The organism is Pedobacter caeni (genome assembly GCF_900129215.1).
Lineage (GTDB): Bacteria > Bacteroidota > Bacteroidia > Sphingobacteriales > Sphingobacteriaceae > Pedobacter > Pedobacter caeni.
The window spans coordinates 788,069-812,612 of the sequence record NZ_FQUQ01000003.1; the positions used below are offsets into that span (position 1 = coordinate 788,069).

General features: G+C 43.6%; 14 protein-coding genes. 12 read left to right on the top strand and 2 right to left on the bottom strand.

Annotated elements, in window-relative coordinates; translation table 11 throughout:
* The first annotated feature begins 48 nt into the window (after positions 1 to 48).
* The 12 genes from BUC20_RS18055 to BUC20_RS18110 all read left to right on the top strand — a co-directional run bounded on the left by BUC20_RS18055 (position 49) and on the right by BUC20_RS18110 (position 21,543).
* A complete protein-coding gene (locus BUC20_RS18055) occupies positions 49 to 3,189 on the top strand; it encodes a SusC/RagA family TonB-linked outer membrane protein (protein ID WP_084529011.1) in 3,141 nt (1,046 codons plus the stop codon).
* 20 nt (positions 3,190 to 3,209) lie between these two features.
* A complete protein-coding gene (locus tag BUC20_RS18060) occupies positions 3,210 to 4,730 on the top strand; it encodes a RagB/SusD family nutrient uptake outer membrane protein (RefSeq protein WP_073232440.1) in 1,521 nt (506 codons plus the stop codon).
* 81 nt (positions 4,731 to 4,811) lie between these two features.
* Positions 4,812 to 8,045, top strand: a complete 3,234-nt coding sequence (locus BUC20_RS18065; RefSeq protein ID WP_234994544.1) for a glycoside hydrolase family 2 TIM barrel-domain containing protein — start codon at positions 4,812 to 4,814, stop codon at positions 8,043 to 8,045.
* Entirely contained in the window at positions 8,042 to 10,036 is a 1,995-nt protein-coding gene (locus BUC20_RS18070; protein WP_143166835.1) for an MGH1-like glycoside hydrolase domain-containing protein, read from the top strand. The genes BUC20_RS18065 and BUC20_RS18070 overlap by 4 nt, the downstream gene beginning before the upstream one ends.
* On the top strand, positions 10,023 to 12,323 hold the full coding sequence (locus BUC20_RS18075) for an aminotransferase class III-fold pyridoxal phosphate-dependent enzyme (RefSeq protein ID WP_073232441.1): 2,301 nt from the start codon (positions 10,023 to 10,025) through the stop codon (positions 12,321 to 12,323). Before BUC20_RS18070 ends, BUC20_RS18075 begins: the two co-directional genes overlap by 14 nt.
* A 3-nt stretch (positions 12,324 to 12,326) precedes the next feature.
* Positions 12,327 to 13,226 carry a DUF1338 domain-containing protein gene (locus BUC20_RS18080; RefSeq protein ID WP_073232442.1) on the top strand — a complete coding sequence of 300 codons (900 nt, stop codon included), beginning with the start codon at positions 12,327 to 12,329 and terminating at the stop codon, positions 13,224 to 13,226.
* 250 nt (positions 13,227 to 13,476) lie between these two features.
* On the top strand, positions 13,477 to 15,795 hold the full coding sequence (locus BUC20_RS18085; RefSeq protein WP_073232443.1) for a PSD1 and planctomycete cytochrome C domain-containing protein: 2,319 nt from the start codon (positions 13,477 to 13,479) through the stop codon (positions 15,793 to 15,795).
* A 3-nt stretch (positions 15,796 to 15,798) separates the two neighbouring features.
* On the top strand, positions 15,799 to 17,250 hold the full coding sequence (locus tag BUC20_RS18090; protein WP_073232444.1) for a DUF1501 domain-containing protein: 1,452 nt from the start codon (positions 15,799 to 15,801) through the stop codon (positions 17,248 to 17,250).
* Positions 17,251 to 17,258: 8 nt separating this feature from the next.
* Positions 17,259 to 18,284 (top strand): NHL repeat-containing protein, encoded by a 1,026-nt coding sequence (locus BUC20_RS18095; RefSeq protein WP_073232445.1) that lies wholly within the window; start codon positions 17,259 to 17,261, stop codon positions 18,282 to 18,284.
* Between the two features lie 9 nt (positions 18,285 to 18,293).
* Positions 18,294 to 20,456, top strand: coding sequence for a c-type cytochrome domain-containing protein (locus BUC20_RS18100; protein WP_073232446.1), 2,163 nt, complete (start codon positions 18,294 to 18,296; stop codon positions 20,454 to 20,456).
* Positions 20,457 to 20,548: 92 nt separating this feature from the next.
* Positions 20,549 to 20,914, top strand: coding sequence for a hypothetical protein (locus tag BUC20_RS18105; RefSeq protein ID WP_073232447.1), 366 nt, complete (start codon positions 20,549 to 20,551; stop codon positions 20,912 to 20,914).
* A 101-nt stretch (positions 20,915 to 21,015) separates the two neighbouring features.
* The gene (locus BUC20_RS18110) at positions 21,016 to 21,543 is read left to right on the top strand and encodes a ferritin (protein WP_073232448.1); all 528 of its coding nucleotides are present in this window, start codon (positions 21,016 to 21,018) and stop codon (positions 21,541 to 21,543) included.
* Positions 21,544 to 21,968: 425 nt separating this feature from the next.
* Here the strand turns inward: BUC20_RS18110 and BUC20_RS18115 are convergent, their stop codons facing one another.
* Together BUC20_RS18115 and BUC20_RS18120 are read right to left on the bottom strand one after the other, a co-directional pair.
* Complete coding sequence (locus BUC20_RS18115) at positions 21,969 to 22,817, bottom strand: DUF6266 family protein (RefSeq protein ID WP_073232449.1); 849 nt, start codon at positions 22,815 to 22,817, stop codon at positions 21,969 to 21,971.
* A 220-nt stretch (positions 22,818 to 23,037) separates the two neighbouring features.
* Positions 23,038 to 24,507, bottom strand: coding sequence for an alginate lyase family protein (locus BUC20_RS18120; RefSeq protein WP_084529015.1), 1,470 nt, complete (start codon positions 24,505 to 24,507; stop codon positions 23,038 to 23,040).
* Between the last annotated feature and the right edge of the window lie 37 nt (positions 24,508 to 24,544).

Below are 24,544 nucleotides of genomic sequence, written 5' to 3' on the forward strand. Positions count from 1 at the left end.
AATCCTGATATTAAGTTTGATTGAATCAATCAACTCAAACCAAATATTATGATTAAAGATTTACGATTGCCAATAAGCAATTTATGGAGCAATAAATTTGCCTGGCTCATGTTCGCTGTCTGTGTGTTCTCCTCCCTGATCAGCAGCAGTACCTTTGCTCAGACCAGTACCGTAAAAGGGCAGGTATTCAACGAAATTGATCAGCCCCTTCCGGGGATCACGATCAAAGTTAAAGGAAGCACTATAGGGACGACTTCAGACCATGAAGGGAAATTCCGAATCAATGCATCAGAAAAAGACATCCTGGTTTTCTCGGCCGTTGGCCACATCAGTCAGGAAATCACGGTAGTTGCCGGCAAAGACATCCAGGTTAAACTATTAATGGATATGAAAGGGCTCGACGAAGTCGTGGTGATCGGTTACGGTAGCACACAACGGAGCAACCTGACCAGTGCCGTAAGTTCGGTAAGCGGGACAAAACTGGAGCAGGTGGCAGCCAGCAATCCGGTCAACGCCCTTCAGGGTAGGGTTGCCGGATTATCCATCAGTAGCCCGGGAGGAAACCCCGGACAATCTTCGGATGTCAGGTTACGTGGTATCGGAACCTTCGGTGCCCATCAGCCCTTATATATCATTGATGGTACGCCTGGAAACCCTTATTACCTGAGTAACGGAGATATCGCTTCGATAGAAGTGCTTAAAGATGGTGCCGCAGCATCAATCTATGGCTCTAACAGTGCCAACGGGGTAATCCTGATCACGACCAAAAAAGGAAAACAAGGTGCCCCGGTAATTGATTTCTCTTCCTTCTACAGCATCGTAAGGCCAACAGAACAATATAAATTCCTGGATGCAGAAGGCTATAAAAAGCTGCATACCATGATGTACACCAATGCAGGGCCTACAGCTCCGGCATTACCTGCATACCTGACCAAAAATACCGGCACAAATACCGATTGGCAGGACCTGATCAACCGTAAAGGAATTTCGCAGAATTACAATGTCAGCCTGAAGGGTGGTGGCGAATATTTAACCTATTCCTTAAGTGGTGACCTGACCGACGATCGTGGTACTTTCATCGGTTCAGAATTCAATAAGAAATCCTTAAGGGCAAGAAATGACTTTAAAAAAGGCCGCTTAAGTGTAGAAAGTAATATCATTTATTCAGAAACGAGATCAGAAGCAGCTAAGTTCAATCAGAAAGACAGTTATTCCCAATCTCCTTTACTTCCTGTTCTGGATGAAAAAGAAAAGTATGGTTACGGATTAACAGAAAATGGCTTGCCGAAATTCCAAAACCCGATCGCTGCAGATCATTTTCTGCAAGGCAATTCTAAAACCAATTACCTCGGCGGAAACATCCGCTTCGGACTGGACATCATTAAAGGCTTAAAATATACGGCCAACCTGAATTACATCAATGCACGCACGGATGAATATGCGTTCAATCCTCCATACCGTGCCAATGCCAATGATCCTCTGGTTTCCTATACCAGGGTCTACAATAGAAATTCCCTTTACAAGGAACGCCTGATGGAACACTTGCTGAATTACGACCTGAATATCGATAAACACAGCATTAAGCTCCTTGCCGGATATACCGCTCAGGAAAAAACCAATCGGTATATCAGCGTTACTGCAGACGGAAAAACGACGGTAAGAACGGTGGTAAACGGAGAGATCGAAGAAACAGTGGTTCCCGGAGGATTCACTAACCCAGACTTTAATACCATTTCCGCTGGTCTGGGAGGTACGTTCAATGCCGAAGGCACAAATAATAAATATGTTCGTCTGTCCACATTGGCAAGGTTAAACTATGCCTACGACAACAAATACATGTTACAGGTTTCCGTAAGAAGGGACGGTTCTTCTGTTTTTGGTGCAAACCGCAGATATGGGGTCTTTCCTTCCGTATCACTGGGCTGGAACATCCATAAAGAATCTTTCCTTAATGAGGTAAAATGGCTGAATAATTTAAAACTTCGCGCCAGTTATGGAGAGCTTGGAAATGAAGGTGCTTTGGGCTATTATGACCATCAGGCGCTCATCACTACCCGCAACCGCTGGTCGGGAGGTTATGTACAGGGCTCCGGAGCAACACCATGGCCGGGTTCTGCCAGTTATACCCTCTTAAACCTGGATTTACAATGGGAAACCATCAAATCCAAAAACATCGGACTTGATTTTGGCTTGTTTGACAACAAATTAACGGGTGCTATCAACTATTTTAACAATACGACAGATGGCCTTCTGATCACTAAAGAGGTCGCACCATCAGCAGGTGTGAACAATCCGATCGTCAATGTCGGGAAAATCAGCAATAAAGGGCTGGAACTGGAAACAAACTACCACATCGATCACAACGAATGGCAGTTTGACATTGGTGGTGCTTTCAGCTTACTGAAAAACGAAGTTTTATCGCTCGCCAATAACGGCCAGATCTTATACGGTACAGGTTTAAGGTTTGGAACAGACCATATTCCGACACAAACAATGGTAGGAAAAGAGATTGGTGCTTTTTACCTGTATGAAGCGGATGGTATTTTTCAATCCGATGCAGAAGCTTCCAATTACAAAAATGCAGCGGGTACTGCCTTGCAGCCTAAAGCAAAAGCAGGGGACATCAGGTTCAGGGATACCAATGGTGATGGAAAGATCGATGAAAAAGACAAGACTTACCAGGGCTCAGGATTTGCTAAATACGAATACAGTCTGAATCTCGCTGCCAACTACAAAAACTTCGACCTTTCTTTATTCTGGCAGGGGGTGGCAGGAAACAAGTTGTACAACGGAGACCGTTTTGAACTGGAAGGAATGGAAGCAGGAAGAAACTTCCTGGCCAGTACCCTCAATGCATGGACTCCTCAAAATACAGGAACAAACATGCCAAGGGCAGTCCTGGGAGATCCCAACCAAAATACACGTGAATCTACACGCTTCCTGGAAAGCGGATCTTACCTGCGCTTGAAGTTAGTTCAGCTGGGATATAGCCTGCCTAAATCTGTGCTCGGGAAACTGAAAGTTTCCAGACTCAGGGTATATGTGAGCGGACAAAACCTGGTCACCTTCAGTAAATACTCCGGACTGGATCCGGAAGTGGGCAGTTTTGATGTCCTGAACAACGGGGTAGACCGATTGATGTATCCTCAGAACAAAAGATGGCTCATGGGACTACAGTTGACATTTTAATCACCTTATCAAAACGAACAATGAAAACGAATAAACTATATATAGGCTTGTTTCTGTTAATGGCAGCAATGGGTTGCAAGAAAAGTGAACTGGAACAAAATGTACCGGATCAGCTTACCGTAGATAACTTTTGGATCAATAAAGACCGCGCGTTAGCCGGATTGTCTGCCGCTTACTCCCAGGTAGAAGGTTTCGTGAGCTGGGACAACTATGTGGAAGCCCGTTCCGTAAGGGAGTTTTATAGGGAAGATTATGTGGTTCCAGGTGCCGATGCGTATAATTATCCATGGTGGACAGAGCATTATAATTTTGACTTTACCTCCGGAAATTATGCCATCGACCTTCTTTGGAGAGAGAATTACCGGGGCATTAATTTCGCCAATCAGGTGTTGGAAAATGTAAGTAAAATGAGTGCCGCTGCAATAGATGATGCCAGCAAAAAACAGATCCTTGCGGAAGCAAAATTCCTGAGGGCATATTATCACTTTAAAGTGTTAACGAACTTCAGTAAGGTCATTATAAGAGACAAAGTGCCAACTTCTGATGCCGATCTTTCCAAAGCTTTTTCCGAAAGGGCAGAAGTGTATGGTTTTATCCTTAAAGACCTGCAGGAAGCAGAGCCTGATCTGCCGTTAAGGTCTGCACGCCCGGCCACAGAATTGGGACGGATTACCAGAGGCGCTGCACAGGCATACCTGGGGAAAGTGAACCTGTATCGGGTAGGTGATGATCAGAGTAATGCTACAGCTTATTATGCTGAAGCTGGAAACTGGTTCAACAAAGTCATCCTGTCTAACGAGTATAAACTGGATGATAATTTCCTTGGCATGTTTAACGGAACGACAAAAAACAGTACAGAATCTGTTTTCGAATTACAGCAAACGGAAGATGAAACCAGTGGTGCCTTATACAAATCTTATTTAAGTGATTGGGTGGCGGCTTCAGAACTGGGGGGCTATGGAGAGATCTATGGTACTCCCGGACTGTTGACCGAAATGCTAAAAGAAGGTGAAGTAGCCAATGGTAATTATGATGCCAGGGTATACCAAACCATGTATTTTAACGATGCCTATTTTAACGATACAGCTAATCCGAGGGTTTATGGAAAAACCTATGATGCCGTTTTTGGAAAGGATGCCAAAACGATCGCTTTCAGAAAATGGATTCCTGCCGGACCAGACCGTATTGGTTTTGCAAATGCGATCAATGTGCCTTTAATGAGGTATGCTGATGTGTTGCTAATGTACGCTGAGGTCTTAAATGAGCAGCAAAAACCGGGAGATGCACTAACCTGGATCAATAAAGTGAGGGGGAGGGCAGGTTTGCCTGATGTGAACCTGAACAGCAAAGCTTTGATCTTCGACCAGATCGTTCATGAGCGTATTATGGAATTTACCCTGGAGGGAAGCCGCTTTTATGACCTCAGAAGGTGGGGCATGCTCAGTCAAAAAATGCAGGCCGCAGGCAGAAAGTTCAGCCCTGAACAGGCTTTTTATCCTACTCCTTTTAAAGAAAGTACCAATAACCCATCAGCACAATAATGGTATCGGTCGCTCTCTGATTATCTAACACATTCGTCATGCGGGGTTTATTCCTGCATGACGATTCTTTACTTAATGTCTATGAATCTGATCAAGCCCTGTTTTTTTTCTCTGATGCTCATGATGGCCTTTGCCGGTCCTGGGACTGCACAGTCTCTTACTGTAAAAACTGCGAAGGTTTCTAAAGTTGGAATCCTGAAAAATCCTGACCCGAAGATTGCCCGGTCTCCTGTAGATTGGGAAAATCCCTTAATCCCTTCTCAAAATGCAGTTAAGCCTCATGCCTGGTTTATTCCTTATCCCGGCAAGCAGGCAATGAGCCAACAATCCAGTCCTTATCTGAAATCTTTGGATGGCCTCTGGAAGTTTAAACTCGTCAATAACCCTTCAGAAAGATCGGATTCTTTCTATAAAAATACCGAAGAAACAAGCGATTGGAGTGCTATCAAAGTTCCCGGTCACTGGCAAACTCAGGGTTATGCTAAATTTATCTTTACCGATGTCGAATATCCCATTCCGGCCACCCCACCCTTTGTCCCTAAGCAAGATAATCCTGTAGGGCAATACCAGCGGGAGTTTATGATCGATGCCGGTTGGGATGGAAAGCAGGTCTTTGTTCATCTTGGCGCAGTAAACTCTTTCTACTACCTCTGGATCAACGGACAGTATGTCGGCTTTAGCAAGGACAGCAAAACACCAACCGAATTCGACATTACCCAATTGCTTAAAAAAGGGAAGAACACCATTTCTTTACAGGTATTCCGCTTTAGTGACGCCACCTATCTCGAAGGGCAGGACATGTGGAAGCTCAGCGGAATCGAAAGAAGTGTGTTTCTGATCGCCAGACCAAAATTTCACTTGTCTGATTTTGCCTTGAAGGCAACATTGGATGAATCTTATAAAAATGGAAAGCTTAACCTGGACCTTGCCTTTAACAAAGCAGCGGGCAAAGCCGATAAAGGGACGGTAGAACTGAAAGTTTTTGATCCTGAAACCCCTGATGTACATCTGTATAAAGCACAAAAAAATATTGGTGCTGTCTCCGGCCAAACCACTAGCTCAGGAATAGCCACTACTCTGAACTTTAGTGCCAATTTTCCAGGCGTTAAAACCTGGAACGCGGAACACCCCAATTTGTATATACTGGAAATCAGCCATCTGGATCAGAAGGGGAAACTTATAGAAATCATCCGTCACGATATCGGCTTTCGGTCTGTAGAAATTAAAAACGGACTTTTTCTGATCAATGGCAAAGCGATAAAGATCAAAGGGGTGAACCGCCATGAACATGATCCTGTAAACGGAAAGATCGTGACAGAAGCAGGAATGATCGAAGACATCAAAGTGATGAAAGCGCTCAACATCAATGCCGTAAGGGCAAGTCATTATCCCAACACCGAAAGGTGGTATTCTTTATGTGATCAGTATGGCCTTTATGTGGTGGATGAAGCCAATATAGAATGTGATGGGATGAGTTTCACGCCCCTGAAAACCCTGTCTGATAAACCGGAATGGAAAGCTGCTTATCTGGACCGCATCAGCAGGATGTACGAAAGGGATAAGAATTTTACCAGTATCATCACCTGGTCTTTGGGAAATGAAAGTGGTTTCGGAGGAAATCTGATGGCGGGTTACGATTGGCTCAAGGCAAAAGATACTTCAAGGCCGATACAATATGAAGCCACCAAAGACGAAAGGTATTCAGATATTTTCTGTCCGATGTATAAATCCATTACAGTGATGGAAAACTATGTGAAGGAATGGAGAAAGCGTCCACTCATCCAATGTGAATATGCCCATATGATGGGCAATAGCGGAGGGAACTTAAAGGACGACTGGGACCTGATCTATAAACACCCCCAGTTACAGGGTGGTTTTATCTGGGATTTCTCTGATCAGACCTTTAGCAAAAAGGACGATAAAGGAAATGCCATCTGGGCCTATGGCCGGGATATGGGAACCGTAGGGCTAACGAGTGATACCAGTTTTTGTGCGGATGGATTGGTCGCAGCAGACCGTTCCTGGCATCCACAGGCTTACGAATTGCAGAAAGTATATCAGAATGTGAATTTCGAAGCCATAGATCTTCAGCATTACGTATTTAAGCTGAGAAACAGGTTTGATTTTAGTACGCTGGAGGGTTACCAGATCAAGTGGTTCATCAAAGGAAATGGGACACTGGTTGCTTCAGGAACAGTAGATGGTCTTTCTGTTGACCCGCAATCTGAAAAAGAATTCCGTTTAAACGTACCTTCGTTCGAACCAAAAGCAGGATGGGAATACCTGGTCAGCTTTGAGGTCTTTACTAAAAAGGCTGCTGCTTTAGTTCCTGCTGGTTTTAAAATCGCAACAGAACAGTTTTTATTACCTGTAAAAACTCCACAAGCCGCGTGGTATGCCAACAGAACAAAACTAAAAACCAAAGAAAGTACAGCAGTGATTACGTTTGATACCGATACCATTCACATCGGTTTTAACAAGAAAACAGGACTGCTGGAAAGCTATCAGATCTTAGGGAAAGAGCTCATCAAAGCTGCACTGGTTCCTCATTTCTGGAGGGCAGCAACAGATAATGATATTGGCAACAGCATGCAGATCCGCGCCAAGGTTTGGCAAACGGCCTTTGATGGGGTAGAACTCCGCAGCATAGAAAACAAATCCTTATCAAAAGAAACAAATGTGCTGAAAACAGTGCATGAGCTTCCAAAGTTAAAACTGAGCATCCTCACCGAATACACGATTAAAGGAGATGGCAGCATCAATGTCAGGTATCATTTGAAAACTAGTGATCAGAAATTTCCTGAAATTCCAAGAATAGGGATGAGGTTGATTTTAAATCCGGACTATGATCAGGTCAGCTGGTTTGGAAGAGGTCCTTTTGACAACTACTCAGACCGCAATTATGCGGCTCATATCGACCTTTACCGCATGCCTGCGGATGCACTTTTTCATCCTTATCCAAGGGCACAGGAAAGTGGATACCGTACCGGGGTAAGGTGGATGACTTTAGCTAATAAGGCAGGGATCGGGCTTTCTGCGGTAGGGGCCCCTGAAATCAGTTCAGGAGTATTACACTTTGACATGAAGCACCTGGATTTTGATAAAGATGCGAAGGTCAATGTGCATGGAGGTTCCATGACGAACGAAGACCTGATCTGGTGGAATATTGATGCAAAACAAACAGGAGTAGGTGGCGATAACAGCTGGGGTGCCGAGGCACATCCGCAATACCGCCTGCCGTACCGCGATTACACTTATTCTTTTACCTTCCGTCCCGTTTTTAATGCGGCCGATGGAAACAATATTTTCAAATGATGATTTCTCTTTTACGCAGTTGCTGCTTATGTGTTTTTGTAATCCTGGCCTCGATATATGAGACTAAACATGCCGGTTCAAAACGGGAAGAATTCCTGGATCCGCTGAGTATGGGCTATGAAGTGCTTGATCCGGAGAAAATTGAAACCAATGTATTCTCCGATCTGGGTGCATGGCATGCCTATACGTTGCCTTCTTCGGCTAAGGACAATGGTGCTTTTATTGGCCCATTGCTGATGGATCTTAAAGGAGAATGGCTTGGGAATACCATTTCCCGGCTTCAATTAAAGGAAAACGGAAAAGAAATTGAGCTTTCCAAAGCTAAAGCCAGCTCCACTTATTATCCTGGCCTGCTTACGCAGGAATTGCTGATCAATGACCTGAAGGTAACTTTGCAATTGATCTTTGTTTCCAACAGGTCTGCAATGATCAACACCCGGGTGTATAACCTGGGGAAAAAGAAAAGAAAATTCCAATTGTCCTGGACCGGAAGCAGCTTGTTGAGCTCTGCTCAATTCCAAAAAACAGCAAATGGTGTGTGGATTGGGTTTAAAGATAATGACCATCGGTTCATCCAGCAGTTCCACAGCAGTCATACAATGGATATTCAGCTTTCCGGAAATGGCTATCAGGCAAAGCTGGAAGAAGTGCTCATCCAGCCAAAGGCCCATTTTACTATTGGTCAGACCCAAAGTTATTTTCTGGAAGAAAAAGAACAGGAGAAACCCGTTCTTTTCAATTTCAATAAGGAACTCCGCGCCAATCAAAGACGCTGGGATCAATACCTGAACGATTATTTCAATGCTCCGGGTTTAGCAGTCAGCAAGCCCGAAGCGCAAAAACTAGCGGTGAAATCGATCGTTACCTTGTTAACCAATTGGAGAAGTAAGTCTAAAGATCTTTTACACGGTGGCTTGTTTCCTTCTCTGAATTACCAGGGATTCTATGGCTTTTGGAGCTGGGACAGCTGGAAACAGGCCGTAGGACTGAGTTATTTTAGTCCGGCTTTGGCAAAAGAGAACATGCTGGCCATGTTTGATTACCAGGATGAACATGGCATGGTAGCCGATTGCATTTATACCGATAAAAAAGAAAACAATTGGAGAGATACCAAGCCACCATTAGCGGCATGGGCGGTATGGAAAATCTATGAGCAATCAAAAGATGTTTCTTTTCTGAATACCATGTACCCTAAGCTTGTTAAGTACCACCATTGGTGGTATAAAAACAGGGACCACAATCAAAATGGTCTTTGCGAGTTTGGGGCAACTGATGGGACACGGATTGCCGCAGCATGGGAAAGCGGAATGGACAATGCGGTCAGGTTTGATAAAGCTGCGTTATTGAAAAACAACGAAACTGCATGGTCTTTAAACCAGGAATCTGTAGACCTGAATGCTTACCTGTATGCCGAAAAAGGCTATCTGGCAAAGATTGCCATGGCCATGGGTAATCATCAGGCAAACCAGGAATGGAACATTCAGCTTGCCCCCTTAAAACAAAAAATCAATACGACCTTCTTTAGAAAAGAGAAAGGGTTTTATTATGATAAGACCATAGAAGGGCAGTGGGTTGATGTAGATGGACCGGAAGGATGGTTACCACTATGGTGTGGCCTGGCCGATCCGGAACAAATGAATTCTGTACTGGAAATGATAAAAAAAACAAATAAGTTTGATACGCCTGTTCCCCTCGCCACCCTGGCTGCTGATCATCCCCGTTTTGATCCGCTAAAAGGTTATTGGAGGGGTCCGGTATGGCTGGATCAGTTCTATTTTGCGTATTCCGGTATGCTCCGGTATGGCAAAAAGGACGATGCAACTTACTTTTTTAATCAACTATTGAAAAATGCAGAAGGCCTCCGGGGGCAGGGAGCCATCCGTGAGAATTACCATCCCCTGACTGGCAAAGGGTTAAATGCCAAAAATTTCAGCTGGTCAGCAGCACACTTGTTAATGATACTAAAAGAGAATACACATGATACTTTCTGAAAAAGACCTTAAAGACACCCTGAACACGTTTTACAAGCTCGATGCTGAGGTAAAGAAAATCGCTGGTTATGAAGAACAGAATTTCCTGCTGAATACTAAAGAAGGAGTACAGTTTATCTGTAAAGTAAACCCTGCACCTTATGATGAATATTACCTGGATGCACAGATAAAGGCTTTACAGTTTTTATCGGCTACACCGCTGGCAGCTAAAGTACAAACCTTAAAACCCAACCTGGAAGGACAGCTGATCACTAAAACTGAAATCAACGGACATCAGTATTGCATCAGGATATTGTCTTTTCTGAAAGGCACTTTCCTTGCAGATCTTCCTGTATTAACTCCGGAGTTGTTAACAGATCTTGGCATTACCCTGGCAAAAATGGACCAGGAACTGAAAACTTTTAATCATCCTGCAGTATACCGTTTTAACGAATGGGACCTGGCCTATGTACTGGCTTCCAAAGAGAACCTCCACTTTATTCAGGACCATGAAAAGAGAAGGATTGCGGCTTACTTTCTCCTTCAATATGAAATGGAAGTAGTTCCACTGATGTACCATCTGAGAACGGCAGTAGTTCATAATGATGCCCACGACCTGAATGTACTGGCCGATCAGGATAAAATAACCGGATTCATTGACTTTGGGGACATCGCCAAAACACAGCTGGTACACAACATTGCCATTACCCTGACTTATGTGATGTTCCGTCAGGAACAACCCCTTCAGGCAGCAATAACCGTGTTAAAAGCCTATCACCAGGAATACAACCTTACGGAACAGGAAGTGTCCATTCTTTATTACCTCATCGGGGCGAGGTTAAGTTTAAGCGTCACGCAGTCGGCCAGTAAGAGGGCACAGGGTGATAATGAACATCACTTTGTTTCCGAAAACGATGCCTGGAAATTGCTGTTCCAGTTGTTGAAGATCAATCCGGTACATGCTCAGAATGAGTTTAACCTCGCCTGTGGCTTTCCAAAAGTAAGTCCGGCAAAAGAAGCACTGGAAATCCTGCTCAAACTGCGAAAAGAGCGAATCGGAGCTAACCTGAGTATCAGCTATAAGAAACCACTGAAAATCGTTAAAGCTGCATTTCAATACCTGTACGATGATCAGGGAGATACATTTATCGACTGTGTCAACAATGTCAGTCATGTGGGACATTGCCATCCTACTGTAGTGCGGGCAATGCAGCAGCAGGCGGCAAAGTTAAACACCAATACGAGATACCTGCATGATAGTTTACTGGAGTACGCAAAGCTGATTACCGATAGCCTGCCGGCACCTTTAAGCGTATGTTATTTCACGAATTCAGGAAGTGAAGCCAATGACCTGGCGATCCGGATCAGCAGGCATTATACCCGTCAGAAAGATGTGATTGTACTGGATCATGCTTACCATGGTACTTCTACAGTGGCGATGGAGCTCAGCCCATATAAATTTGACGGACCAGGTGGCGCCGGGCAGGCTGCGCATATCCATAAAGCGATGAACCCGGATCTGTATCGTGGCACCTACCGTTACGGAGATGGTCTGGCAGGGGCAAAGTATGCCGCAGATGTAGAACGTCTGATAGCGGCACTTAAAACGGCTGATAAAGGCGTTGCTGCCTTCATCTGTGAGACCTTGTTAGGCGTAGGAGGCCAGATCCCTTTGCCACCGGACTATCTGAAAGAAGTATACCAGCATGTACGGGCTGCCGGCGGACTTTGCATCGCCGATGAGGTACAGGTTGGCTTTGGAAGGATCGGAGATCATTTCTGGGGATTTGAATTGCAAAATGTAGTGCCGGATATCGTGGTTCTGGGTAAACCTATCGGAAACGGACATCCTATGGCTGCGGTGGTGGTTACTGCAGAAATTGCTGCTTCTTTTAACAACGGAATGGAATATTTCAATACTTTTGGGGGGAACCCGGTTTCTATGGAAACGGGGATTGCGGTGATGAAGGTGATCAGGGAAGAAGAGCTGCAGCAACAGGCCCTGGAAACAGGGAATCACCTGATGGTAGGCCTTACAAAACTGATGGAAAATCATCCCCTGATCGGAGAAGTGAGAGGGCATGGTCTTTTTGTTGGAGTAGAGCTGGTAAGGGATCAAAAGACCCTGGAGCCTGCTGTTCCTGAAATAGACCTGATTGTGGAAGAGATGAGGAACCGTGGGTTTTTATTGAGCACAGATGGCCCTTTACACAATGTGATCAAAATCAAGCCGCCTTTGGTATTCTCCAAAGAAAATGCGGATGATCTGGTGGCTAATCTGGATGAGGTATTGTATAAAATTAAATAAATAATGAAGCATAAAACGCTGACCGGAGTACTGAACGGACTCTTAACCCGATATAAAGAACGTGTTCCTGATGTTGCAGGAATCATCAATGCGATGATTGCTGAAGGAATTATCGAAAATTTTGAAGAAATAGAGAACGACCATGTGGCCTTCCGGACTTTAGGTGTTCCCCATTTGGGGATTGCCTCCTTGGAAAAAGTGTTCCTGGCCTATGGTTACGAGAAAAAAAGTCCGTATCATTTTTCAGAAAAGAAACTGGATGCCTGGTGGTATGCGCCACCTTCTCCTGAGTTTCCCCGCATTTTCATTAGTGAACTGATCGTAAGCCAGCTTTCTGAGCGGGCACAGACCTTGATTCATAAATATACGGATGCCATTACCAGCGATCCCGTAGATGCACTGGACCTGAATGATGATGCTGCGGTTGACGAATTCCTGCACAGTCCGCTTTGGGAAACACCAACAGTAGAAGATTATACAGAACTGATGGCGGAAAGTGAATATGCGGCATGGACCATTTATAACCGCTATTACCTGAACCATTTCACGATCAGCATTCATAACCTGAAAGAAGGCTACAATAACCTGGAGTCATTTGATCAGTTTTTACTGAAAAACGGGTTCAAGCTGAACGATGCCGGTGGAGAAATCAAAACAAGCAGCGATGGGGCATTGTTACAAAGCTCAACCGTAGCCGAATTGGTAGAAGCCAGCTTTGCTGATGGCAAAAAGAAGGTCATTGCCGGTTCTTATGTAGAGTTTGCAGAGCGAAAAGTCTTAACGGAATTTGCAGGTCTTCCCGCTTCGGAGATTAACAATACCCACCGGAGAGAAGGCTTTGAAGCCGGAAATGCAGATAAAATATTTGAGAGTACTTTTATCTCTCAAACGAGTAAAAAATAGTGTTGCACCCATTAAATCTATCATAGATTTAATGGGTGCAAATTTTTCTACCTTCAGGTTTATGAACCTTTAGACGTTCTGTCTCCAAATCGTAAACGCTGCTTCCTTTTTTTGATATTTTAATGCCCTGACAAAGGATAGTCCATTCTTTTCGTAGGATAGTCTATTGAACTGCTATTCCTTTCCTTTAACTTTATGAATAGGGTTGGGAATTAAATTGATCAACACACGAAACCAAATAAATCTTTGTATGTATCGCAGGCTTTTCTATTTAATGCTGGCGTTCGGCGTGATCGTATATACGATACAGGCCTGTAATTCGTCGGGCAGTCAGGTTGCTGAAGAACAGATACCCGATCAGGTCAGTTATAATTTTCATGTCAGACCAATCCTGTCGGATAAATGTTTCGCCTGTCATGGGCCGGATGCCAATAAACGGGAAGCCGGTCTAAGGCTGGATATTGCTGAAGAGGCTTATAAGGCATTGAAAGAGAATCCTTCTGCACATGCACTTGTTCCATTTAAACCGGAGGCCTCGGAGCTTTTCCTACGCATTTCCTCAACGGATTCTGCCCTGATGATGCCGCCTAAATCTTCCAATCTGAAACTAAGCACCTATGAAATTTCCATGATAGAGAAATGGATCAAACAGGGTGCGAAATACGAACGGCATTGGGCCTTTAACCCACCAAAAGCTCAGGTTGTTCCAAAAGTTAAAACCGAAGACTGGGCAAAGAATGAAATCGATCATTTCATCCTGGCAAAGCTGGAACAGAAAGGGGTAAAGCCGAATCCCGAAGCGGATAAAGAAAGACTGTTGAAAAGACTCAGCCTCGACCTGACCGGCTTACCTCCAGAGATAGCTGTCATGGACAAATTCCTGGCTGATGGCAGTAGTAATGCTTATGCGAAAGTTGTGGAATCCCTGTTGCAAAGTCCTGCATATGGAGAAAAGATGGCACTTCACTGGCTGGATGTTTCCCGTTATGCGGATTCTCATGGTTATCAGGATGATAATTATCGTTCTCAATGGCCATGGAGAGACTGGGTGATTCATGCTTTCAATAAAAATATGCCTTACGATCAGTTCATTACCTGGCAGCTTGCCGGAGATCTTATGCCGGATGCGACTAAAGAGCAGCTACTTGCAACAGGTTTTAACCGCAACCATAAAATCACAGAAGAGGGCGGGGTAATTGATGAAGAATACCGGGTAGAGTATGTGACCGATCGTACGAATGCCTTTGGCAAGGCATTATTGGGCATTACTTTAGAATGTGCACATTGCCATGATCATAAATACGATCCTTTCTCTCAAAAAGAATACTATCAGGTGTTTGCCTTTTTTAATAACGTAAAGGAAGTCGGACTGGAGTCCAGTGTTGGCGGCCCGGAAACTTATGCCAAGAAGCCGCTGATGGAAATCAGCAATGAAGATGTTAAAAAGATATTGTCCTTTGTCAATAAACAGGACACAAGCCGGTTGATCGTTTCGGTAATGGGCGACAGAGATACCCTGAGGAAAACCTATATCTTAAACCGGGGAGTCTACGATGCCCATGGTACGGAAGTAGAGGCTGGAACACCTAAATCGGTTTTGCCTTTTGGAAGTCAATACGCCAAAAACCGGCTTGGATTGTCCAGATGGCTGTTTGATAAACAAAATCCACTGACTTCCAGGGTTTTTGTGAATCAGGTTTGGCAGGAGTTTTTTGGACGTGGGATTGTAAAGACCTCAGGAGATTTCGGGATGCAGGGTGAGCTGCCTTCCCATCCGGAATTGCTGGACTGGCTGGCGGTAGATTTTATGAACCACGGTTGGAACATCAAGCGTTTGGTGAAGCAGATCGTCAGTTCTGCCACCTATAGACAGTCGGCGGTCGTGTCTGAAGAAAAATTAAGGACAGATCCTGAAAATATTCTCCTCGCAAGAGCTCCGCGTTACCGCATTCCGGCAGAATCTGTTAGAGATGTGGTACTGGCAAGCAGCGGCTTGCTGGTGAAAACCATTGGAGGGCCGAGTGTAAAGCCTTACCAACCTGGAGGACTTTGGGAGGCGGCCACTTCCGGACGCGGCATCCTGGCCAATTACAAGCAGGATCATGGTCAGAGTCTATACAGAAGGGGTATGTATACTTTTATCAAACGTACCGTGCCTCCTCCAACAATGAGCATTTTTGATGCCAGCAACAGGGATCAGTGCGAAGTGAAGCGATTAAACACGAATACACCTCTACAGGCATTGGTGATGCTGAATGATCCGACGGTGCTGGAGGCCTCCCGCGTACTGGCGGCGAAATTATTACAGGAAAATACTGCTGTGGAAGCGAAAGTGGTCAAAGCATTTCGCCTGATTGTATGCAGGAACCCGAATGAAAAAGAAACCAAACTCCTGAGTTCCTATTATACAGACCAGCTAAAGGTTTTTTCCCAAAAATCAAAGGCTGAAAAGCTACTGGCTGTAGGAGAGTACCCGATTCCGGATAAAATCAATAGAAGTAGCCTGGCGGCAATGATGGCAGTCATGACCACCATTTACAATTTGGAAGAAACGATTACAAAAACCTGATATATGGAAAAGGATTTTTTAGAACATGGTCTCAACTTTAACAGGCGCCGTTTCTTATCGAAGCTGAGTCTGGGCCTTGGCAGTGTGGCTTTAGGGTCATTGCTTATTCCCGATCTTTTCACGGGTGGTATGGACGAAAGCAGTCTTCCTCCGGGAATTCCTGATTTTGCGCCCAAAGCGAAAAGAGTGATTTACCTCTTTCAGAATGGGGCGCCTTCGCAGCTGGAATCTTTTGATTATAAGCCTAAGCTGAGGGAGATGATGGGGCAGGAACTTCCTGCTTCTATCCGTGCGGGACAACGACTAACCGGAATGACGGCCAATCAGGCTTCCTTTCCCTTAGTGGGCTCTTACTATGATTTTAAACAATACGGCGATTCCAGAGCATGGGTCAGCGACCTGTTTCCTTACACCGCAAAAGTGGTGGACGACATTTGTATCATTAAATCGATGCATACAGAGGCGATCAACCATGATCCGGCCTTAACCTTCTTTCAAACCGGTGCCCAGCAGGGCAACAGGCCAAGTATGGGCGCATGGCTGAGTTATGGCCTGGGCAGTGAAAATAAAAACCTCCCTGCTTTCACGGTATTGCTTTCCAGGGGAAAAGGCAATGGGCAGGGGGTCTATTCCAAACTTTGGACCAATGGCTTTTTGGATTCCACGCATCAGGGGGTGCAGTTTAGCAGTGGTGAGGATCCGGTCCTTTACCTGAAAGATCCTGAAGGGCTCAACAGATTTGAAAGAAGAAAGATGCTGGATAAATTGTCTGAGCTAAACGCCATTTCTTCTCAGGAATTCGGCGATCCGGAAATCAGTGCAAAAGTGCAGCAGTATGAGATGGCTTACCGGATGCAAACTGCCGTGCCTGAAGTGACTGACCTGAGCAAAGAACCCGATGATATCATTAAACTTTATGGTCCCGATTGTCTGGTGCCAGGCACCTTTGCTGCCAATTGTTTGCTGGCAAGGAAATTAAGTGAAAATGGGGTCCGCTTCGTTCAGTTGTACCATCAGGGCTGGGACCAGCACGGCAATCTTCCTTCGGAAATGGCCGGACAGGCCAAGGATGTGGATCAGGCTTCGGCTGCATTGATCACCGATTTGAAACAAAGGGGATTACTGGACGAAACGCTGGTGATCTGGGGCGGTGAGTTTGGCCGGACCAATTACAGTCAGGGGAAGATGACGAAAGACAATTATGGAAGGGACCACCATCCCCGCTGTTTCAGTATCTGGATGGCCGGAGGAGGAGTAAAGCCTGGTATTGTTTATGGGGAATCGGATGAGTTTGGCTATAACGTGATTTCTAATCCGGTACATGTACATGATTTTCAGGCTACGGTTCTCCATCAGCTTGGGCTGAATCATGAGAAACTGACTTTTAAACATCTCGGGCGCCGGTATCGGCTAACCGATGTTGCCGGCAAGGTGGTTAAAGACATCTTAATCTAAAATACTTTATGGAAAGAAGAACATTTATAAAACATACTGCTGTGATTTCAGCGAGCTTTTTTATTGCAAAAGACCTGTTTGCAAAACCAGTGGGACCTGTTTATGGGCATAACGATATGCGTTACAGACTGGATGTCAAATGGGGACAGTTAAATCCTTTAAAGAATCCTGTAAACGATTGTCATGAGATGGTTCAGGACTCCAAAGGAAGGATTATTCTACTCACTAATGAGACGAAGAATAATATTCTGATCTATAATAAGTCGGGTAAACTGCTGAACTCCTGGGGACATGAATTTCCGGGTGGACATGGGCTGAGCCTTGCAAAAGAAAACGGTAAAGACTATCTTTTCATCACTGATACAAACAGGCATCAGGTCTATAAAACAACGCTGGACGGAAAGGTCCTGATGACGATTGATTGTCCGATGGAGACCGGTCTGTATAAAAAGAAGGAAGAGTTTGTGCCAACGGAGACGGCAATAGCTGATAACGGTGACTTCTTTATTGCGGATGGTTATGGCCTGCAGTACGTTTTTCATTACAGCGCTGATGGTAAGCTGCTCAGCTACTTTGGAGGCAGGGGAGCAGAAACTAAACATTTGGACAATGCCCATGGAATATGTATTGACCAGCGTCTGGAAAGTCCTTCTTTGTTGGTTACCGATCGTACAAGGAATTGTTTTAAGCGTTTTGACATGCAGGGAAACCTACAGGAAATCATCCGGTTGCCGGGAGCCTGCGTTTGCAGACCTGTGATCAAAAACGATTACCTCTACGCTGCGGTGTTGCGCTCACCGGACCTGAATAAAGAAGGCAGTGGGTTTACGACGATCTTAGACAAAAATAACAAGGTGGTTTCCAATCTGGGAGGAACTGAACCGGTATATAAAGATGGGGTATTGCAACCCATGGTACAGGCAGAAAAGATTTTGTTAAACCCACATGATGTCTGTGTTGACAATGATGAAAACCTATATGTTGCCCAATGGGCTTCGGGTAAAGTTTATCCTTATAAATTTACAAGGGTCTAATTTTTATTTATGAGGATCACTTTTAAAGGTTTTGCAGAGCATGTTTTGTTTGCAGCTAATGTCTTCATTGTCTTTTTACTGGCTTTTGAGGATAAATTAGAGATTCCATATTGGTTGCAGCCTTTTGGAAGGATGCATCCGATGGTCTTGCATTTTCCGATTGTTATCCTCATGCTGGCCATGCTACTGGAGTTTTTCCGGTTTAAAGAAGCCTATATCAAGGAGCCGCTGTATCAGAATTTTACTTCCGGCCTGCTGCTTTCAGGAACGCTTTTTTCGGCGCTGACGGTGATTATGGGCTTGTTCCTATCGAAGGAGGCCGGATATTCGGGAAGTCTGCTGCAATGGCATAAATGGACAGGAGTAAGCATTGTGTTTGTAGCTTCAATCATTTATTGGTGTAGAAATACTTCCTGGTATAAGGTCAGGATAGCGAGGATAGGAGCAATAACAACTACGCTGTGTATCATTTTTGCGGGTCATTATGGCGCATCCTTAACACATGGAGATAATTTTGTGCTGGAATCTGTTACCGGAGTGGAGGTTTTGCCTAAAGTTCCGCTTGCAGAAGCCCGGGTGTTTGAAGATGTCATTTTACCTGTCTTTTCGCAAAAGTGCCTGAGCTGTCATAATCTGGAAAAGGCAAAAGGAAGTCTGATGATGGATAAGGTAAGCTCCTTGCTTAAAGGAGGGAAGAGCGGAAAGTTGTTTGTGCCCGGAAAGCCTGAAATCAGTTTGCTGCTGGAACGGATTCATTTACCCATGGACGATAAGAAACACATGCCCCCTAAAGGAAAAGACCAGTTAAGCGAAGCCGAAATTGAGCTTTTGCGCTTGTGGATCAAGGGGAATGCGGAGTTGAAGAAAAAAGTGGTGGATTTACCCCCGAGCGATTCTTTAAGGATGCTGGCTGCGACCTTTCTTGCGCCTTCAGCAGCATCTGAAGAAAAGTATGCATTCAGTGCTGCTGATGAAAGCACGGTTAAAAAACTGAATAACAATTACCGGATTGTATACGCATTGGCGAAGGAATCCCCGGCCTTGGCGGTGAACATTTACAATAGAAACGAATATAAGCCGGAGGCGGTAAAAGAACTGGAAGGAGTAAAAAAACAAATTGTTTCCCTGGATCTGAAAGGACTGCCGGTACGTGATGAGGAATTGAAAACAATTGCGCGCTTTGAAAATCTGAGAGAACTGAACCTTAATTTTACCAGTATCACCGGTTCGGGGTTAAAAGAGTTGCAGGTTTTGAAATATCTGAATACCCTGTCTATGTCCGGAACAAGGTTGAATTATGACTTTGTAAAGCAGCTGAATAAGATTAAGAGTCTTAAAAAGCTGACCTTATGGAATACCGGACTGAGCGGAACTGACCTGGAGCAATTGAAAAAAGCGAATCCCGGCATCACTGTCATTTCCGGTTTTAAAGATGATGGCAAACACCCGATCAGATTAAATCAGCCCCGGATCACAACAGAGACCTCTGTTTTCAAAACCTCCTTGGCTTTACAAATGAAGCACCCGATCAAGGACGTTCAAATCAGGTATACCACAGATGGAACGGAACCAGATAGTCTGGCCTCCCGGTTGTATGATGGACAGTTACTGATTAAAGAAAATACCACGGTAAAGGCAAAAGCATACAAAGCAGGTTGGTATGGCAGTGAAATGCTTAGTGCTAATTTCTATAAAAATAGCTACCATGCAGATACCGTCTTGTTTCTACTGCCTCCGGATCAAAAGTATAGTGCAGGGGCCTCAAAAATTCTTTCAGATGATCAGTTGGGGGATAACGAAATCAATTCCGGGAAATGGATAGGCTTTAGAAATAATAACATGGAGGCTTTGCTGTTTTTTAAACAACCGGTAATGATGGAATCCGTTGTTTTAAATGTGATGCGGCTGATACCAACCTATATTTTTCCTCCTGTAGAAGTAGAAGTCTGGGGAGGTTCGGAAAAAAACAGTCTTCGTTTATTAGATAGGGTAAAACCGGAAGCCACCAAAAAAGGAGCGGAAAGGGCAATGATGAAAATAGAAGCGAAGTTTAAAAAACAACCTGTTGCTTACCTGAAGATTGTTGCCAAAAACCTGAAGAAACTTCCGGAATGGCATCCCGGGAAAGGAGAACCAGCATGGTTGTTTGTAGATGAGATATTTTTAAATTAATATAAAAACCAATGATTTTTAACTTTTTTAGGAATTGATTTGGAATAAATCTAAATAATAACAACCTTTGCAATATCAACCAGGTTTAATCAATGACGAACACAGCTATAGCATCTCCAATACATTTTGAAGAGGTATTTAGTACCAAAAAAGGTTCAATTTATCAATCAGACAGTGAAAACTGCTGGTATATAGATTTTGCCGGTAAGCTGGCCCGTTTTGATTACCGCAATCTTTTGAAATTAAAGAAAGCGGTTTACAACATTGATATCGAAAACATTCTGTTGACGAGCGATAAATCTGCTGATGTGGAAATCATCTTCATTTGCGCTTGTGATCATTGTTATGTTTTATCTTTAATCCAGATCATTGCGCTGAAAGAATTGCTTCAGGGAACCTTTGTGATGCTGGACTTAAACCACATTATTCAAGACCGTCTTTTTCGCCTAGTCGTTTGATCTAATTAGACTTAGAATCTTTCCGAATTGCACTTAAATGCAATATTGTTGATTTATGCCCTTACTTTTGTGTTAGTAATTAGGAATTAAATCACAGTATTATGAAAGATATCATTCGCGTAAAAAGTTTACTCTCCACAGATGTTGAGACTCTTTTAAACCAACAGATTAAAAAAGAAGCACTTTCTTCCTCTATCTATCTTTCCATGGCATCATGGTGTGGTCGCAATGGATACGATTTCTCCGCTGATTACTTCTTTAAGCAGGCTGAAGAAGAACGAGTTCATCAGTTAAAATTTTATAAATATGTTCTTGATATGGGGGGAATGGCTATTTCGCCTGAAGTAACCAATATCAAGCTTGAATATAACTCTTTCCGTGAGGTGTTTGAAGAAGCATTAGACCAGGAGATCAGCGTAACCCAATCGATTAAAAACATCGCTGCACGTTGCCATAAAGAACAGGATTATGTAACCTTAGAGTTCTTAAACTGGTTCTTCAAAGAACAACGTGAGGAAGAATACAAAGCCAGACGTGCGCTGGAACTATTCGATGTGATCGGTGAAGAAGGAACAGGAAGATGGCAGATCGATAAAAATGTTGGCCAAATCGTTTACACAGAGGGTTAATCCGCTGATTTAAACCGATAAAGCTTTTTTATTGTAGCACATATTGATGGAAAACCATCAGTATGTGCTATTTTTGTATCGGATAAAATGTAGTGCGATGTCTAAGAAGGGAAAAGAAAAGAAAAAATCGAAGCAGGAGAAAAAGGACAAGAAGAAAAAGAACTGTTGTGAAAAGTTTCTGAGAGGGAAACGTTGCCGGAATTGTCCATTTGGCTAGTTGCGAAGAATGGTGTTGATAAGGGATAGATATACATGCATTGTAATGCATGATTAATTGGGTCTTCCGCTCCTCTGGCGGATGGACCATCCGATCATAAATTAAACAACATAGCAATGCCAGTAAACCACCTGCAATAAGTGTTTTGAAAATTTTCATAAGGCGGTTTTATATTTTCCGCCTCTAAATCAGGAAAGATATCCGCAGTTTATGATCCGGGCCTGGCAGTCCTTTCTTTGGAATCCTTATTCGGGTCATTTATCACATCAGGATGTTCGTATTTGTGAAGCCCGGAAAGGGAGCCACTGGAATCCCTTGTCTCAGTTTTCTGAACGGTTTCGCAAACGGAATCTAATACAGTGATCACCTCTTGATTTTTAATTTCTCCTTCAGATTCTGCCTCCGTGGTCACCGGGCTGACAGCATTTAAAGAACCTGCGTGTACACTGTTCGAAATCCGTCTTCCATCATCCTTAACAAAGGAAATATAGGCTTCCATGCGTTCATTTATATGTTCTGAACTGATGGTAACCACATCTTTTCCTTCAATTCTTTTAGCCCCGATCAACTGATGGAAGGCCTTTTGTATATCTGGAAAATAAATCACCACCATCGCACGATCACTGGCGTATTCGCTTGCCCAACTGTCCGTTACTTCCCAGTTAAAGGTGATCTTTTCCGCTGCCTGACTGATCGAAGGATTCAGGGCCACAGGAAGGTTTCCCATACTCAATAATACTTTGGAATAGTCCAGACTGATGTTCGGATATGCTCCCTGAAGGGCATTTTTCTTATTGTAAGAAACGGCCTCATTGTATTCATTTTTGTCCGTTCCGGCCACTGCCAGGCGGAATCCTACTCTGATTGCCTGTAAAGAAGGCTTCAGGATCTCATTTACAACCGTCATCCCCTGGCAATTTGCTTTCCTTGCCGGGGTAAGTGGTTTATTACTTTTACCAATTGTGCGGAGGACATATTTACCTTTTAAAGTATAACCCACCAGGTTGCCGACTCTGCCATGGAATCCGCCAAATAACCCATTTATTAATGTTCCCATTTTTAATTTAATTAAGTGATTGAATAAATTTAAAAACAAGTTACATTACGAAATGTTTTGCCGATCGTGTTCATATGTTTTTTCCTGAAATAAACGGTCGTTTGATTCCTGAAATATCGTTGAAAGGGGTACCAGGCCAATCATGGACCTATCAACCTCCTTTCAAAAGCCAAATAATGGTCAATAGAAATGGACAGCATCCTGAACGGATTTAAAAGGGTTATAGTTTTTCTACTTTAATTGAAGAGGTTTTGTCATTGAAGTTTGCAACTCTGAGATCGGGTGTATGCCTGGTAAGGCTAATGCTTGCTCCTCCGTAATTGTCATTTTCGTAAAGTGTGATCTTAAGCCCTTCTGGTACACCAATACTCGAAATACTATTGTCCGGAATACCCAGACTCAACAGTTGCTGCATGGTATAATTTCCAACGTTTAGCGCTTTCCCCAATTTCAGGTAGTCATAATCTTCATATACGAAAGTCTGTGTATTTTCAGGCCCTTCGGCTGTAAAACCAAACGAATTTAGATAATAAGTAAGACCACCGTTGTATTTTGTTCTGCCTGGATTAACGATGTTATAGATCGCATTAATTTGATTTTTCATTACATATGCCATTTGATCCAATACATAGTAACTTCCTGCAGAGTTGTAAGGTTTATTATAATCAGCTCTTGTTTTGTCCGGAGCCCACTCTGTATTAACGAATTCAAGATGTACATTGTTAGCCGGATCAATGATATATGGTGTCCAAAACTTCATTTGATCTGCAATAGTACCACCGATCGCTTTAGCGCCACTTATGATCTTGCCTCTTGGATCCATTTTCCAGTTTGTTACTCTTTTGTAGATCATGTTTTTGGCCTCCTCCCGACCGCTATAAATATCGATATTTCTTAGAATTCTGCCTACAAACAGCAGGTTGTAAGCATGATACGCAAAAGCATCCCTACCCAGAAAATCTGCGCTTGCTCCATCTACACGAGTGTCTTTATCAAAGTGGGTATAAATTGCGTTCTTACTGTTAGTGATAAGGTCTGTATCATTCAATACATAGGCACTGTTCAACATCAGCCAGCCTCTGATCGTTTCCCAGTTGTTTGACCGGGGAGTTAGTTTTTTGAAAAAGTTATACCTGTCTCTGAACCACTGGTCTATTTTATCTCTGCTGTCCTGATCAATAAATGTTCTGATTAATGAGTATCCCTCGTAAAACCCGATATAAGCCGTCTCGTTAGGCGTATGATCTGTTGCTTTATTTATACTTGCCCAGACCAAAAGGATATTTTTTGATTTTTCCCGATACACGATTGCACTGTCTGTATTGCGAAATAAAAACCATTGCATCGCAGTTTTATAAATCCGGGTACCATCACCACTAACTTTGTTTGAAGCCTGGCTATCTGCCGATACATTTGTGACCAGATGTGGAGTTGCATTTAATGCTTCTTTTGCCGGAATCGTGATCTCTTTAGCGATCAGCTGTTGAGCCGTTGGATTTGTCGCAATATCATTTAGAATATCCTGAAATCCTTGCTTACTCATAACTAAATTGGGGGTATAGTCATTCGTATTCCCGGGAGGGGAGACCTCCTCAGTATTCAATTGTGAGGTTTGCTGAAGATCTGATTTTTTGCAGGAGGCATAGGTTAACATGCCTAGTGCCAGGAGACAAAGGGTTGTACTTTTCATAGAAGACGATTTATATTTTGGTTATTAATTCCTTTAA